This window comes from Kaistia terrae (assembly GCF_026344005.1).
GTDB classification, from domain to species: Bacteria; Pseudomonadota; Alphaproteobacteria; order Rhizobiales; family Kaistiaceae; genus Kaistia; species Kaistia terrae.
Genome location: NZ_JAPKNH010000001.1, coordinates 395,239 through 409,965, shown reverse-complemented (window position 1 = coordinate 409,965; position 14,727 = coordinate 395,239). Strand labels below are relative to the sequence as shown.

Below are 14,727 nucleotides of genomic sequence, written 5' to 3'. Positions count from 1 at the left end.
GTCGCCCACCAGCCAAGGCCTGGCAATTTCCCATCATGACATGTCTTGGAAACGACCATCGCGGCAAGCTGCCGCGATGGTTTACGATGAGCGTTCTGTGGATCAGAAGCCGGCGCCTGACTCTCCTGGCGCTCCGGTGTCGCCCTTCGGGCCGGACGGTCCCATAGGGCCCTCCGGGCCTACGGGGCCTATCGGACCTGCGGGGCCAGGTGCTCCCGGCGAACCGGCGTCACCCTTGTCGCCGGTGTCACCCTTGGCGCCCGGCGTTCCGGGGGTCCCCGGTGCGCCATTCGCCCCGTCGATACCCGAGGCGCCCTTGTCTCCCGGCGCTCCGTCCGCACCCGGCGTTCCGGGCGTTCCGGGCGAGCCGTCATCTCCCTTTTGTCCCGGTGCTCCGGGCGGTCCCTCCGCTCCCGGGGCTCCCGGTGCGCCTGGGGCGCCCGGCTGTGCGACCACATCCACCGAACGCGGCAGATCGCCGGCATCGCGACCGAGATAGGTCGGCATGTAATCTTCGCGATCGCGCCGGATGAGCGACTTGTTGCCGGTTCCGAAGTGGAAGCGGAGACCGCCCAAGGCCGTCACGTCGCTGCCGCCGCCGTCACTGCCGCCGACATCGAACGCGACATCACCGAAGATCGACGCCGCCGTGCCGGTTGTGAACTGGGTCAGATATTCCGCCCCGCCAACGATTTCGGTCCGGTCGCCGCCAAACGCATCAGCGTAGCGCACGCCGCCACCAACCTTGAAGTTGTCGGTCGCATACCAGTTGGCACGGCCCTCGGCGAACAGGCCCGCACTGTCGTCGAGCGAATCCCAGTTGACGCCGGCGAGGCCTTCCAGGGTAAAGCGGTCCAGATAGAGCTGGCCCTCGACGCCGACCTTGGCCTGCGAGACGCCCTGCTCGTAATCGTCGCCGTCTTTGTAGGAGCCGTTGCCGTAGAGGTAGCTGGCATAGGCGCCGATCGCCCCCTTCTCGGGGTCGCGCGTGAACAGATGCACGGCGGAACCGGCGAAGCCGTTCTCCTGCGAAATGCCGCCCAGCGCGTCGAGTTGGACGCCGCCGCGCTCGCCGAGCGGAATGGCCAGTGAGCCCTCCGTGTAGCCATAGCCTTCGTAGCGGCCATTGCCACCACCACCGCCAATGCGGAAATTCGGCGCAGCCACCGCAAGGCGGCTCGGCGGAGCTTCGCCGCTGTAGTCCACCAGCATCCGGCCTCCTGCCGCCTGAGCAGAGAGTTGTCCCTGAATGGCGGTGGACGAGGTCCGGACCGCGGCCAGTTCGGCATGGGCCGCCTGCAATTCGGCTTCCAGGCGACGCTGGCCCTTCTGAAGGTCCAGGATCATGCTGTAGAGCTGATCATTGCTGGGCGTCTGGCCCGCCGCCACAGGGACTACCCCACCGCGCTGCGGGCTGGATTGCTCGACATAGCCGCCGCCATAGGATTCCGCCAGGTCGGCGGCTTGGGCCTGCGAGCTGCCGAAAACGGCGGTAAGGGCAAGGACCGAGCAGCTTATATAGAGTCTATTCCGATGTCGTTTCATTTGGTTGTGCCCCCCCCGGGGCGGAATGGAACTCAGGGTTCTCGTTGCATATTCGGACTACGCTGACCCCGCCGGCTCGCGATTCTTCTTCTTGTCGTCCCGCGATAATCGCCAGCTAATTTTGACTCGAGGTCGAAATGATCGAAAGAGTTACCAATTCCCTACGTAATATCTAACGAGATTCGTAACAATTTCGCTGCCTGTCAGTTTCTGACACTTGCTTTCACTTGATGGATCTTGAAGCAATATCGTTCCAGGCCCGCGCTATTTTGCGCAGGCGAGGAAATGGATTGCCGTCATTGAGAAATGATCATTCCAATCGGCGAAAGAGAGCCCACGAATGCGCTCGGTTCGCCAGCATCGATTTCAATCTGGAGTTGCCACTCTTGTTCAATTGCATGTGTGGCGTTGCAGACGCTTAGGTTGCACTCGCCTAATTTTGGAAACGGAGCACGGATTGGGGCTTCACGCAGCGGCTGTCCCGCAGTCTTCTTGGATTCCGCCGAGACACCCACGATCCGCGATGCCATTTCCCGGCATTCCAATATTCATTTCGACCGATTCCGGATGAGTCGGCGCCAGCGTGCGTAGACATGGCCAATCGGCCGGTATGGAGACAAAGTGAACACGTCAGTGGCGAGCATGAGGCCGGATCAAGCTGCTTTAGACTCTGGTCTTCCGGGCAGCTACAGAGGAAGCGACGCGCTGCCGCAGCACAAGCGGCAGCTACGGATCCTGCGCCGGGTGACGTTGAGCGTTGCCGTGATCTGGCTGGCACTGGTGGCCGGTATGGGTTGGTGGATGTCGCAGCGCACCATGACAGCGCAGCTCGACAGCCTGGCATCCAGCGCCGAATACGAGGCGATCACCACCGCACGCGTCATGGACCGGTTGTTCACCGAAATGGTCAGCGTATCCAATATGGTGGCGAGCCAAGCGCAGGTCATCGAGCTCGCGACCCGCTACCGCATCGATGCGCCCGGAGCCATCGACCTGACACGTCCGCAGCGTGCTGCCCAATTCACGCGAGACCCGTTGGCGCAACAGGTCGGCGACTACATGGACGCGCTGGCAAGCGACCTGAACTATGCCCGAATCTACATGAACAACCTGTCAGACGACACGGTGACGGCCAGCAACTGGGCCGCGCCGGACAGCATCGTCGGCATGATTTACTCGGGCCGCCCCTACCTCGTCGACGCCCTGCGCGACGGCAAGGGCTCTTCGTTCGGCATTGCCCGCCTTAACAAGACGCCATCCTATTTCGTGTCCAGTCGCATCGATGACGAGAACGGCGCCCCGCTAGGGTCAGTCACGGTGAAGTTCGATGCCCCGGACGTGGCGCACTACCTGACGGGGCGACATGTATCCCTGGTCGTGAATCGCCAGGGGCGCGTGATCACCGCCTCGTCCGAGCCGTTCATGCTGCGCAATGTGGCGACGCTTCTGCCGCCCGGCACGGTCGAGCCGCCGGACGGCGAGGAAGAGCTTGGCGAGGCCATGGACGTGCGCTCAATGGCCGAAACGGGGCAATCCGACCAGTGGCTTATAGAAGGCCGGCCCTATCTTCTGCGGCAGCAGTCCTTGACCAATACGCCATATCAATTGCTCACGCTGGCGTCGCTGGAGGCGCTGGCCCCCATGCGCATGCAGCATCTGATCACCGGTGGCCTTGCTGCGGGATTCGGCCTTCTCCTGATCCTGCTTTGCGGCCGCATCGCCACGCAGCTGGCCGAGCGCCGTCTGCGGGCGGAGCAGGATCGCGTCCTCGCGATCTCCAAGGCAGCCGAACGCGACCTGACGATCAAGGTGCGCGAGAGAACCGCCGAGTTGGCCGAGAGCAACGCCTCGCTCGAAGAGGAGGTGGATCGACGCCACGGCCTCGAAGTGAAACTCAGGCAATCACTCGATTCCGTCAATGATGCCCTGGTCCAGCAACGAGACTTTCTGGCGCTGGTCACGCACGAGTTCCGGGGTCCGTTGGCCGTGATCGCAGGCGCTGCGGATAATATGGCGCTTTCGACGGACGAGAACTCGGAAGACGTCCAGCTGCGCGCGGCCAGGATACGCCGGACCGTCAACCGGATGTCGATGCTGATCGAAAACGTCCTGGCCGGGGATCGGCTCGACGCGGCGGAGAAGCCGCACGCGATGGTCCAGACATTCGATCTCAACGAGATCCTGCGGACTTTGCAAGCGGCACTGGACGATGACGCCGTCAGCCGCGTCAGCCTCCTTCCGGGCGACGAGGCGAAGGTGAGCGGCGACCGGTACCTGCTGGAAATCGCCCTCCAGAACCTGGTCCAGAATGCCCTGAAATACTCGGCCTCGCCCACCCCGGTCACCGTCCGGCTTTCCGTCGATGAGGGCATGGTATTCGTGAACGTGACGGACCAGGGCTCCGGCGTGCCGCCCGAGTATCGCGAGTTCATCTTCCTGAAGTATTACCGCGCAGCCGGGCAGCGGGCCAACGGCTCCGGTCTGGGGCTCTATATCTCGAGGGAAATAGCCAGACAGCACGGGGGCGCGCTCACGCTGGTAGCCAGCGACGCTAGCGGAACAACGTTCCGTCTCTCTCTACCGCTCGCAGGATCCGAAGTCGCGGCTCTGAAGCCCGATCTCATCATGGAGATCCAGTAGCGGGCAACCCGCCGACGCCGATCGCTTGGTTGAGGTCAAATGCCCCAGTCGCGTCGAACCGCAAAGCTAGGGCTGCGGTCTGGCGTACAGGCCGAGATTCATATTGCCCGTGACAGTTCCACAACTCCAGTGCCGCTGTGAGCCCCCCAACCGGCTAAGTGGCCATGCAAAGCGGCGACACACTCACCTGCTAACAGGCCTACTGCGCTGCGGCTGCTGTTGTGGCGGGTTGCGGCTGTGTGCCGCGACTACGTGGCCTGCTCTGCCGCTCGCAAGCTACGCTTTTGCACACAAAGCAAATAATTCCGCCGCGGCGTTCTGGAGGGGGCCGTGCGCGATCTGCTCCGGAACCGGCTCATGCAACCCGACGCTGTCACTGCGTTCATCAAGGGCTTTGCCGAGGAGATCAATGCGCGCAGCGGTGTCGATCATGCCGCTCGTGCACGCTCAACAACTGAGCGGGCAGCGATCTCCCGCAACTCGACGGATTCTACGACGCGATTGCTGACGGCATATGCACAGCCGGGCTACAGAGCAAACTTGAATGGTTGGAAGCACGGCTTGCTGTCGAACTCGCGGCCCCCTGCCCCATCGCCGGTTCGGTTGCACCAATCTCTCCGAGTTCGACCGCCGCAAGACTGCCGAACTTGCGGCAACCTTGGCAGATCCCGATGTCGGCACTTCGGCGCTTGATACGCTGCGCGGACTGATCGAGTAGGTCATCGTCAATAAAGGACCGGACGGAACGACGCCCGATCCTGAAGGCGCTCTCGCCGCGATGGTCGCGCAGGCCCAGAACAAAAGAACCCGCCGGTTAGGGCGGGTTCTTTGTAGGCTGGTTGCGGGGACCAGATTTGAACTGATGACCTTCAGGTTATGAGCCTGACGAGCTACCGGGCTGCTCCACCCCGCGTCAAGCGCGTCGACTTTCGCCGGCGCGCAGTGGTGATATAGGGGGTCAGGCCGCCGATGAGAAGCCCAATTCGAAACTTAATTGGCTTTATACACGGCGACACGATTGGCATTCGGCGGCTTGCGAGAACCGGACGGCCAGCGAGCCAGTTCATCGCCGTACCGCCGGAAAGCCGTGCCGCCTCGCCGCCCATGCTACGACCAGCGTCGGGATCAGCGCGACGATCATCGCCCAGGGAAACGAGATCACGCCAAGCGCTTCGAGCAACACGCCCCCGGCGATGCCGCCTGCCGCGATGGCAAGGTTCCAGACGGTGACGATCATCGCCTGCGCGACATCGGCGGCGTCGCCAGCCGTCTTGGCAGATGCGGTCTGGAACAGGGCTGGCGCGCCACCAAAGACCACGCCCCAGACGGCCACCGCGGCATAGACCACCATCGGCGAGCTTGCCCAAAGCGCCAGTGCCAGGACGGCAGCGACGAAGGCAACGATGCTGAGCAACACCAACTCGCGCAGCCAACGGTCGATCAGCACGCCGGCGATCCAGAGTCCGGCGAGGCCGCCGAGACCAAAGACGAGCAGAATGCCATCGACGCGGTCGAGCAGACCGAGCGGCGCGAGATAGGGCGCGATGTAGGTGTAGAGGATGTTGTGTGCGAGCACGAAGGCGAAGATGACGAACAAGATCGGCCGGATGCCCGGCAACTGGAACACCTTGCCGAGTGACAGGCGCTTGCCGGCCGGCTGGCCGGGGAAATCCGGCACCTTGGCGAAAACCAGCCCGATCAGCAGAACCGCCAGCACGCTCATAAAGCCGAAGGCCAGCCGCCAGCCGACCACGCCGCCGAGAAACGTTCCGGCCGGAACACCAAGCGAGAAGGCCAGCGGCGCGCCGATACCACTGATCGCGATCGCCCTGCCCGCCAGATGCGACGGCACCATGCGCGCTGCATAACTGGCGAGCAAAGCCCAGACCAAACCGCCGGAAACGCCGGCAAAGAAGCGTGCGACCAGCGTCAGCAGGTAATGGTCCGAGATCGCCGTCACCGTGTTGGTCACGGCGAAGCCAGCGATTGCCAAGAGCAGCAGCCGGCGACGGCGCAGAGCCTGCGTCGCGGCAATCAATGGGATCGCTGTCAGCAGCGAGCCCATGGCGTAGACCGTGATCAATTGGCCGGCCATGCTTTCCGAGACGGCGAGGCTGGCGCTCATCTTCGGCAACAGCCCGGCCGGCAGCACTTCCGTCAGCAACGTGATGAAGCCGGCCATGGCCAGCGCCAGCAATCCAGCAATGGGGAGGGATTCCGGCCGGGCGGCGGCACCTGTCGGCAGCGCATCCGTTGGCGTGATCGAAGACATGATGTCAGCCTCTTTCAGAGGTTGGGTGAAGGCGGAGGGAGCGTCGTCGGGAAGGCGATGCACGATCCGGCCTGGTTCGAGCAGAACGTAGAGGGTCGCGGCTGGCCGACAAATGGGCTAAAGTTCACAACACTTCTGACAAAAATGTCGTTCATCGAGGATGTGAATGGATAGTCTCGGAGCGCTTAGCGCCTTCGTACAAGCGGCCGATGCCAACGGCTTCACTGAAGCCGGACGCAAGCTCGGCGTGTCGCCCTCCGCCGTCAGCAAGGCAGTGGGCCGGCTGGAGGAGCGCCTCGGCGTCCGGCTGTTCCACCGCTCGACGCGCACCATCACGCTGACAGCCGAGGGCTCGCGCTTCCTCGATCGCTGCCGGCGCATCCTATGCGAAGTGGAAGCGGCGGAGACGGAGCTGACGCAGACCCAGACCGCGCCGCAGGGCAAGCTGCGCGTTAGCCTGCCGTCGATGGGCATCATGTTCATGCCGAAATTCGCCGCCTTCAAGCGCCGCCATCCGCAGATCGAGGTCGAACTCGATTTCAGCGATCGGCTGGTGGACGTGATCGACGAAGGATTCGACGCCGTTATCCGGACCGGCGAACCGGCAGATTCGCGGCTGATGGTTCGAAAGATCGGCAGCTATCGCAAGGTTCTGGTCGGCTCGCCGACCTATTTCGATCAGACCGGCTTCCCGACACAACCGGAAGACCTCGCCGATCATGCCTGCCTGATCTACCGCTACGCCACCACCGGCAAGCTGGACCGCTGGCCGCTTCGACGTGGCGGCGATCCGGTCGATGTCGCGCTGCCGACCAGCGTCGTGATGAACACGCTGGAACCGCAGATCTGCCTGGCCGAACAGGGACTCGGTATCGCCTGCATTCCCGACATTGCCATACGCCGGCAGCTGCAGGCGGGCACACTCGTCACCGTGCTCAACGACTGCATGCCGAATACGACGATGTTGAACGTGCTTTGGCCATCCAGCCGCCACCTGTCGCCCAAACTGCGGGTGTTCGTCGATTTCGCGGCGGAAAGCCTGCTGGAACCTTGATTCGACGCAGCGCGGCCTGCGCGTAGATCGTACCGAGCCCGCCACCGACCGATGGACCACGAATGACGATATTCTTCCTTCCCGGCGCGGGCGCCAGCGCTTCCTTCTGGAAGCCCGTCTCCGACCGACTTACCCTTGATGATACGGATCGGCGCTTCTTCGCCTGGCCCGGCCTCGGCAGCGAACCGCCGGATCCCGAAGTCCGATGCATCGACGATCTGGTCGGGATGGTGACCGAAGGCCTGAAGGCAGAGCCGGGCGTCGTGGACCTCGTTGCGCAGTCCATGGGAGGCTATGTGGCGATGCAGGCGGCGCTGAGGGTGCCGCACAAGATCAGGCGCCTCGTGCTGACTGCGACCTCCGCCGGCGTGCCCATGGGCGAACTCGGCGCCAGTAACTGGCGTGAAGACTACCGGGCCAGTTTCCCGCAAGCCGCCGAATGGATTGCAGACCCGACGGAGGATCTATCGACGCGCCTTCCGGGCGTCGCTGCACCGTGCTTGCTCTTATTGGGCGATGCCGATCCGATCAGCCCGATCGCAGTGGGTGAGCGACTGCTCGGCTTGCTGCCGGATGCGCGCCTCCACATTCTGCCGGGAGGTGACCACGACCTCGCGCTCACCCACGCGCCGGAGGTCGCCGGCCTTATCGCAGCGCATCTCAGGTAGCTGTCCCGGCCAGACAAGTGAGCCCGCGAGCCGTGCAAACGAAAAAGCCCCGGATCCTGCGATCCGGGGCTTTTTAGGCTGGTTGCGGGGACCAGATTTGAACTGATGACCTTCAGGTTATGAGCCTGACGAGCTACCGGGCTGCTCCACCCCGCGTCAAGCGCGGCGACTGACGTCGTCGCGCAGTGGTGATATAGACGGATGCCCCTCACTTGTGAACCCCGGCTAAGAATTATTCGCCGTCGTCCACAGGCTGGAAGGCGTCCCCTGCCAATCAGCTCGGCAGGTTGACGCGAATATGCAGGTCGCGCAGCGCCTTCGGCGTCGGATCGCTCGGCGCGCCCATCAGCAGGTCTTCCGCCTGCTGGTTCATCGGGAACAGCGTGATCTCGCGCAGGTTCTGCGCGCCGCAGAGCAGCATGACGATGCGGTCGACGCCTGCAGCCATGCCGCCATGCGGCGGCGCGCCGTACTGGAACGCACGGTAGAGACCGCCGAAATCGCGCTCGACATCTTCCTTCGAACGGCCGACCAGCTCGAACGCCTTGACCATCGTCTCCGGCAACTGGTTGCGGATCGAACCCGAGGCGATCTCGAAGCCGTTGCAGACGGCGTCATACTGGAACGCCTTGATCGTCAGCGGATCCTGGTTGTTCAGCGCGTCGATGCCGCCCTGCGGCATCGAGAAGGGGTTGTGCGCGAAATCGAGCGTCTTCGACTCGTCGTCCCATTCGTAGAACGGGAAATCGACGATCCAGCAGAGCTCGAACCGGTCCTTGTCGACGAGGTTCAGATCGGTGCCGACGCGCGTGCGCGCATCGCCGGCGAACTTGTAGAACTTCGACGGATCGCCGGCGACGAAGAAGACGGCGTCGCCATCCTCCAGGCCGAGTTGGACGCGGATCGCCTCCGTGCGCTCCGGGCCGATGTTCTTGGCAACCGGGCCGGCGCCTTCAAGCACGTCGTTCTCGGTACGCCAGAAGATGTAGCCGAGGCCCGGCTGGCCTTGGCCCTGCGCCCAGGCGTTCATGCGATCGCAGAACGCGCGGCTACCGCCGGTCTTGGCCGGAATCGCCCAGACTTCAGCCTTCGGATCGGCCTCGAGCATGCGCGCGAAGACCTTGAAGCCGGAGCCGGCGAAATGTTCGCTGACGGCCTGCATCTCGATCGGGTTGCGCAGATCGGGCTTGTCCGAACCATAGGTACGGATCGAGGTGTCATACGGAATGCGGCGGAACTGCTGGCTGACGGGCTTTCCGTCGGCGAACTTCTCGAAGATGCCGCGCAGAACCGGCTCCATCGTGTCCCAGACGTCTTCCTGGGTGACGAAGCTCATCTCGAGGTCGAGCTGGTAGAATTCGCCCGGCAGGCGATCGGCGCGCGGGTCCTCGTCGCGGAAACAGGGCGCGATCTGGAAGTAGCGGTCGAAGCCCGCCATCATCAAGAGCTGCTTGAACTGCTGCGGCGCCTGCGGCAGGGCGTAGAACTTGCCGGGATGGATGCGCGACGGCACGAGGAAGTCGCGCGCGCCTTCCGGCGACGACGCGGTCAAGATCGGCGTCGTGTACTCGTGGAAGCCGATCTCGGTCATGCGCTCGCGCATCGTCGCGATGATCTGGGTGCGCTTGACGATGTTGGCGTGCAACGTCTCGCGGCGCAGGTCGAGGAAGCGGTACTTCAGGCGGATGTCTTCAGGATATTCCGGCTCGCCGAACACCGGCAGCGGAAGTTCCTTGGCTGCGCCCAGAACCTCGATCGCCTCGGCGAAGAGTTCGATCTGGCCGGTCGGCAGGTTGGCGTTGATTGTCTCGGGCGTGCGCTTCTTCACGATGCCGTCGATCTTGATGCACCATTCCGAGCGTACGGCCTCAGCCGTCTTGAAGGCGGCCGAGTCGGGATCGCAGACGATCTGCGTCAGGCCGTAATGGTCGCGCAGATCGATGAACAGCAGGCCGCCATGATCTCGCACACGATGAACCCAGCCCGAGAGACGGACGGTCTCGCCCGCATGGGTCTCGCGGAGTTGTCCGCAGGTATGGGTGCGATAGCGATGCATGGTGCTGGGATCCGGTCTGGTCAGGCGTCAACAGGGCGACCGGATACAACACATAAGGGTATATCCGCACGCGCGCGAAAAAGCGCATGCGGGTCCCGCTTTGTCAAGAACCGGCCCCGGCACGCAGCCTTCCCTTGTAATACAGGATTTGTCTCCTATCTAAGTCTCATCCCAGCCACTATACGGGCCGCGCACCGAGAGGTGCCGCAGTTCGAACGATCGGGTCAGGACGGATGTACTCCGGCCCAATCGGTTGGCACGCGACTGACTAGTCGTCGCGCGCCATGGCGGGATTTTGGATTGCCCAGGCCCGCAGTCGACGCATGAGGCGCTTTCTCCTGGCGCCCGGCATCGCCGGAGCCTGGGCTCTCTCCATTTGTCGAGTCGCCTCCCCCCGCGACAAGCCGCCTCGCCTGCGCTATTAGAAGCTTCATGACCGATATCATTACGACAACCGAAGACCTCGCCGCCGCTTGCGAACGCCTTTCCAAGTTCGAATTCGTGACTGTCGACACGGAGTTCATGCGCGAGACCACCTATTGGCCGAAGCTCTGCATCATCCAGATCGCGAGCACGGACGAAGCGGTGGTTATTGACGCTGAAGCTCCGGGCCTGGACCTCGCCCCCTTCTTCGCCCTGATGGCGAAGGAGTCCGTGGTGAAGGTTTTCCACGCCGCCCGGCAGGATATCGAAATCGTCTGGCATCTGGGCGGCATCCTCCCCCATCCTATTTTCGACAGCCAGGTCGCGGCCATGGTCTGCGGATTTGGCGAATCGATCAGCTATGATCAGCTGGTCGGCCGGATCACCGGCCATCCGATCGACAAGTCGTCGCGCTTTACCGACTGGAGCCGTCGCCCGCTGACGCCGCAGCAGATCGAATATGCGATCGCCGACGTCACCCATCTGCGCGACGTCTACCTGGCGCTGAAGCAGAAGCTCGACCAGGAAAACCGCAACGAGTGGGTTGCGGAAGAGATGAGCGTCCTGACCTCGGTCGACACCTATCAGGTGGATCCGGCCAATGTCTGGAAGCGCCTCAAGATGCGGATCAAGAAGCCGCTGCAACTGGCCGTGCTGATGGAAATCGCCGCCTGGCGCGAGCGTGAGGCACAGGCCCGCGACGTACCGCGCGGCCGCATTCTCAAGGACGACGCGATCTACGAGATCGCCGAGCAGCATCCGACCACCGCCGAGGCATTGGCACGGCTGCGCACGATTCCGCGTGGTTTTGAGCGGTCGCGCACGGCGGAAGACATTCTTGAAGTCGTCAAGAAGGCTGTCGACCTGCCGAAGGACAAGCTGCCCAAGGTCCCCAAGGTCAAGCCGGCCTCGGACGGCAACGGCGCGGCGGTCGACCTGCTGAAGGTCCTGCTCAAGATGACCAGCGAAGAGCATGGCGTCGCGGCCCGCGTGATCGCCACGGTAGATGATCTGGAAGCGATTGCCGGTGACAACAACGCCGACGTACCGCCGCTGCATGGATGGCGGCGCGAATTGTTCGGCGAGCAGGCGTTGAAGCTGAAGCGGGGCGATATCTCGCTGCGTCTCGATGGACGCCGCGTCACGATTGTCGGCGACCAGCCGAAGCCGGCGATCGAAGCCGCCTGAAACGCTTGAGATTCACTCCCTGATGGCGATCGCCATCAGGGAGTGCTCGAACGTCGCGACCCATCACCGGAGCGCTGCGCTGAAAGCGCAATCAGGGTCTGGAGCCGTTCGTCGTTTCGTGGAAACACGGAACAGGCCCGCGAACCGGTATCCACTTCGCTCGAAAACGCTCTAGCGCCGGAAGATCTCCGGCGAACTCTGATCGAGCGGAACCCGAAGCGCTGCAGCGTCCAGCGGACCCTTCGTCTTCAGATCATACGGATCGACGTCACGTTCGGCGACCGACGGATCATTCACGCCCCAATCGAGGGGGATGCGATCCGACAGAAGCGCCAGTTCCAGCCGTGCCGCCATTTCCGACCAGGAAATCCCTTGGCGCAAGCGCAGTGCCGCCTCGTGGTGGTGACGCCAGACAGCGTCGTCGGACAGAAGCGAAATCGCGGCGTCGGCAAAGCTTTGCGGGTCGGAGCGCAGGAAACCGGTGACGCCATCGACGATACGTTCCGGCAAACAGGTCGTCGGCGCCAGCACCGCGGGGACGCCGAGCGCCTGAGCTTCCGCCACGGAGAGGCAGAACGCCTCCGTCTTGTGACCGAGATAGAGCATGGCGCGGGACTGACGCATCGCGGCGATCAGTTCGGCGCGCGTCACGCTCGGATGGATCTTGATCGATTCGCGTTGGGCGGCCGACAGATTCGCGGGCAGGAACTTGCCGCCCCAGACCGTCCAGGGGTCCTCCCCGTCCTTGACCCCGTGGACACCATAGATGTCGAGGATGGCGTTCGGACATTTTGGCAGGATCCGCTCGGCCCAGATCGAAACGACGGCATAGAGATTCCGGGTCGGATCGGACGCGAAGATGGCGTGCGGCTGCGGCGGAACACTCAAGGGCGGCAGACCCCGTATGTCGTCCGGCAGGCCGTGCGGAATCACAATCTGCGGATCCCGACGGGGGAGCAGCCGCGAATAGGCGTGAGCCTGATAGAGGCTCATCAGCACCGGGATCGGCCTATACCACCACATCGCCGGCAGCCGCTTGTAGTGACTGAGCTGGTTCGCGGGCCACGCCACCCAAAGGGCCAGACGTTTGGGACGACGGACCAGGCCAAGCAGTTTCGTCTGATGCACCGGGAGATAGAGGTCGCAGCTCTCCGGCAGCCCTTCCGACAGAGGACGCCAGCTGACGCCCTCGTTCTCGATGGATTCGAGCGCGCGCGTATAGACGGTCACCTGATGGCCACGTCGCGCCAGGGCCCGCGCGAGACGGATGACAGAAGTCTCCGTACCTCTCAACGGACGAAGTTCAAGGTCACGGCCGTTATAGGAACTGCTCGTGTCCGCGATGACGATGGACGACATATGTAGGTGATCTCTTTCGGGCAGTCAGTCTTCGATGACGATGGCCGGCTTCATGGCGCCGAGCTTGGCCAGCTGCGCGATACGGCGCTGCAGGCGGCTACCGGCGAGCATGGCGCGGTCCGACGGCAGGACGAGCGTCAGCTCGTCGCCGCGGACCTCGATCCGCGTGCGCGGAATGACACCGGCCATCGAACCGGAGACGAGATAGGCAACGCGCAGCGCCGCCCCGAGAGCGCGGGCCCGTTCGATCAGCCGCGTCGTCGCCAACTCGCGGATGCGCGATGACATGAGCTCGTTGCCGAGCCCTTCGTGCCGATAATAATTTGCCAGGGCCAGATAGGCGCGGCCGGGGTGATCGATGCCGACGAACGAGCCGTGGGCGATCATGTTGAGGCTCTGCTCGCCGCGATAATCGGGATGAGCACGCCAGCCGATATCGGCCAGAAGGCAGGCCGCCGTGCGCAAGCGCGCTTCCTCGGGCGTCTCGTCGATTCCGATGGCGGCAAGCGCCTGCCCGGTCCAGGGACCGAGTTCGCGAGCATGGCCGGGCGAACGCGAGCGCAGCAGCGCCAGTTCTTCGCCGGCGGCCAGGAGCGGATCCTGGGTGCGGGTTTCCGCGTCGAGCAGGTCGTAGAGCAGGCCTTCGCGCACGCCGAGCGCCGACAGGATGATCACCGACGGCTTCATCACCCGGATGACCTGCTCCAGCACGATGGCGCCATAGGGCAGGAGAAGGCGACGGCTTTTCGAGACCGCCTCGATCGAATCGAGCGACTCGGCATCGCGACGCGCGACCATCCGGCAGAAATCGAGAGCCTCGTCCGCCGGAATTGCATATTCGTGCATGATATGAAGGGGATAGCCCTTCTGGCGCATGTGAAGTCTTGCGAGCGAACGCCACGTGCCACCGATCGCGTAGAACGGCCGGCCCTGCCCCTGCAGGAGGACTGTCGATTTCGCCAGCGCATCGGTGGCGATCTTCTCGGCCTTCTTCAGCGTCTTCTCGGACACTTCCTCGAGCCGCAGTCCGCCCAGCGGGAAGGTCTCGCCGAGGCCAATCTCGCCGCTCTTGATATCGACGACTTCGAGGCTGCCGCCGCCGAGATCGCCGGCAATACCGTCCGGATCATGAATGCCCGAAAGCACTCCCATGGCCGAAAGCCGCGCCTCTTCCGGGCCGCTCAGCAGGGCTACGTCGACGCCGGTGATTTCCTCGACCTGAGCGAGGAAATCCGGGCCGTTCGTTGCCTCGCGCGCCGCGGCGGTCGCCAGCACATGCACCGACTTGACGTGCATCTGCTCGCAAAGCGCCATGAAGCGGCGAATTGCGTCCAACGAGGCCTGAACGGCCTGATCATTGAGACGACCGGTGGCAGCGATGCCACGGCCGAGGCCTGCCAACTCCTTTTCGTTGAAAAGGGGCATCGGCGTGCGGCTCATGCGCTCATAGACGACGAGTCGAACCGAGTTGGAACCAATGTCGATGATCGCGACGGGACCGCTGCCATTCAGCCGCCCCGGC

Annotated in this window: 12 protein-coding genes and 2 tRNA genes; 5 read left to right on the top strand and 9 right to left on the bottom strand. The window is 63.7% G+C overall.

What is annotated here, in order from left to right; translation table 11 throughout:
- Window positions 1–102: 102 nt before the first annotated feature.
- Window positions 103–1,545, bottom strand: coding sequence for a collagen-like triple helix repeat-containing protein (locus OSH12_RS02005; protein WP_266341826.1), 1,443 nt, complete (start codon window positions 1,543–1,545; stop codon window positions 103–105).
- A 296-nt stretch (window positions 1,546–1,841) separates the two neighbouring features.
- Window positions 1,842–2,075 (bottom strand): hypothetical protein, encoded by a 234-nt coding sequence (locus OSH12_RS02000; RefSeq protein WP_266341825.1) that lies wholly within the window; start codon window positions 2,073–2,075, stop codon window positions 1,842–1,844.
- Window positions 2,076–2,166: 91 nt separating this feature from the next.
- Between OSH12_RS02000 and OSH12_RS01995 the strand changes: the two genes are divergently transcribed.
- Complete coding sequence (locus OSH12_RS01995) at window positions 2,167–4,185, top strand: sensor histidine kinase (RefSeq protein ID WP_266341824.1); 2,019 nt, start codon at window positions 2,167–2,169, stop codon at window positions 4,183–4,185.
- Between the two features lie 276 nt (window positions 4,186–4,461).
- On the opposite strand, the gene OSH12_RS01990 is transcribed toward OSH12_RS01995, so the two are convergent.
- The gene (locus tag OSH12_RS01990; RefSeq protein WP_266341823.1) at window positions 4,462–4,617 is read right to left on the bottom strand and encodes a hypothetical protein; all 156 of its coding nucleotides are present in this window, start codon (window positions 4,615–4,617) and stop codon (window positions 4,462–4,464) included.
- Between the two features lie 112 nt (window positions 4,618–4,729).
- Here OSH12_RS01990 and OSH12_RS01985 point away from each other — a divergent pair, with 112 nt between their 5' ends.
- Window positions 4,730–4,903: a hypothetical protein gene (locus OSH12_RS01985; RefSeq protein ID WP_266341822.1), complete on the top strand. Its 174-nt coding sequence runs from the start codon at window positions 4,730–4,732 to the stop codon at window positions 4,901–4,903.
- A 118-nt stretch (window positions 4,904–5,021) separates the two neighbouring features.
- On the opposite strand, the gene OSH12_RS01980 is transcribed toward OSH12_RS01985, so the two are convergent.
- Together OSH12_RS01980 and OSH12_RS01975 are read right to left on the bottom strand one after the other, a co-directional pair.
- Window positions 5,022–5,098, bottom strand: a tRNA-Met gene (locus tag OSH12_RS01980).
- A gap of 150 nt (window positions 5,099–5,248) precedes the next feature.
- Complete coding sequence (locus OSH12_RS01975) at window positions 5,249–6,457, bottom strand: MFS transporter (protein WP_266341821.1); 1,209 nt, start codon at window positions 6,455–6,457, stop codon at window positions 5,249–5,251.
- 166 nt (window positions 6,458–6,623) lie between these two features.
- On the opposite strand from OSH12_RS01975, the gene OSH12_RS01970 reads away from it, so the two are divergent.
- Both OSH12_RS01970 and OSH12_RS01965 read left to right on the top strand, forming a co-directional pair.
- Window positions 6,624–7,511, top strand: a complete 888-nt coding sequence (locus OSH12_RS01970; protein WP_266341820.1) for a LysR family transcriptional regulator — start codon at window positions 6,624–6,626, stop codon at window positions 7,509–7,511.
- 62 nt (window positions 7,512–7,573) lie between these two features.
- A complete protein-coding gene (locus OSH12_RS01965) occupies window positions 7,574–8,179 on the top strand; it encodes an alpha/beta fold hydrolase (RefSeq protein ID WP_266341819.1) in 606 nt (201 codons plus the stop codon).
- 79 nt (window positions 8,180–8,258) lie between these two features.
- On the opposite strand, the gene OSH12_RS01960 is transcribed toward OSH12_RS01965, so the two are convergent.
- Both OSH12_RS01960 and aspS read right to left on the bottom strand, forming a co-directional pair.
- Window positions 8,259–8,335 (bottom strand) — tRNA-Met (locus tag OSH12_RS01960).
- A 118-nt stretch (window positions 8,336–8,453) separates the two neighbouring features.
- Window positions 8,454–10,235, bottom strand: a complete 1,782-nt coding sequence (aspS, locus tag OSH12_RS01955) for an aspartate--tRNA ligase (RefSeq protein ID WP_266341818.1) — start codon at window positions 10,233–10,235, stop codon at window positions 8,454–8,456.
- A 432-nt stretch (window positions 10,236–10,667) separates the two neighbouring features.
- Here aspS and rnd point away from each other — a divergent pair, with 432 nt between their 5' ends.
- Complete coding sequence (gene rnd / locus OSH12_RS01950) at window positions 10,668–11,846, top strand: ribonuclease D (protein WP_266341817.1); 1,179 nt, start codon at window positions 10,668–10,670, stop codon at window positions 11,844–11,846.
- Window positions 11,847–12,017: 171 nt separating this feature from the next.
- On the opposite strand, the gene OSH12_RS01945 is transcribed toward rnd, so the two are convergent.
- Window positions 12,018–13,205 carry a glycosyltransferase family 4 protein gene (locus OSH12_RS01945; RefSeq protein WP_266341816.1) on the bottom strand — a complete coding sequence of 396 codons (1,188 nt, stop codon included), beginning with the start codon at window positions 13,203–13,205 and terminating at the stop codon, window positions 12,018–12,020.
- 24 nt (window positions 13,206–13,229) lie between these two features.
- Window positions 13,230–14,717, bottom strand: a complete 1,488-nt coding sequence (ppx, locus tag OSH12_RS01940; protein ID WP_456077691.1) for an exopolyphosphatase — start codon at window positions 14,715–14,717, stop codon at window positions 13,230–13,232.
- Between the last annotated feature and the right edge of the window lie 10 nt (window positions 14,718–14,727).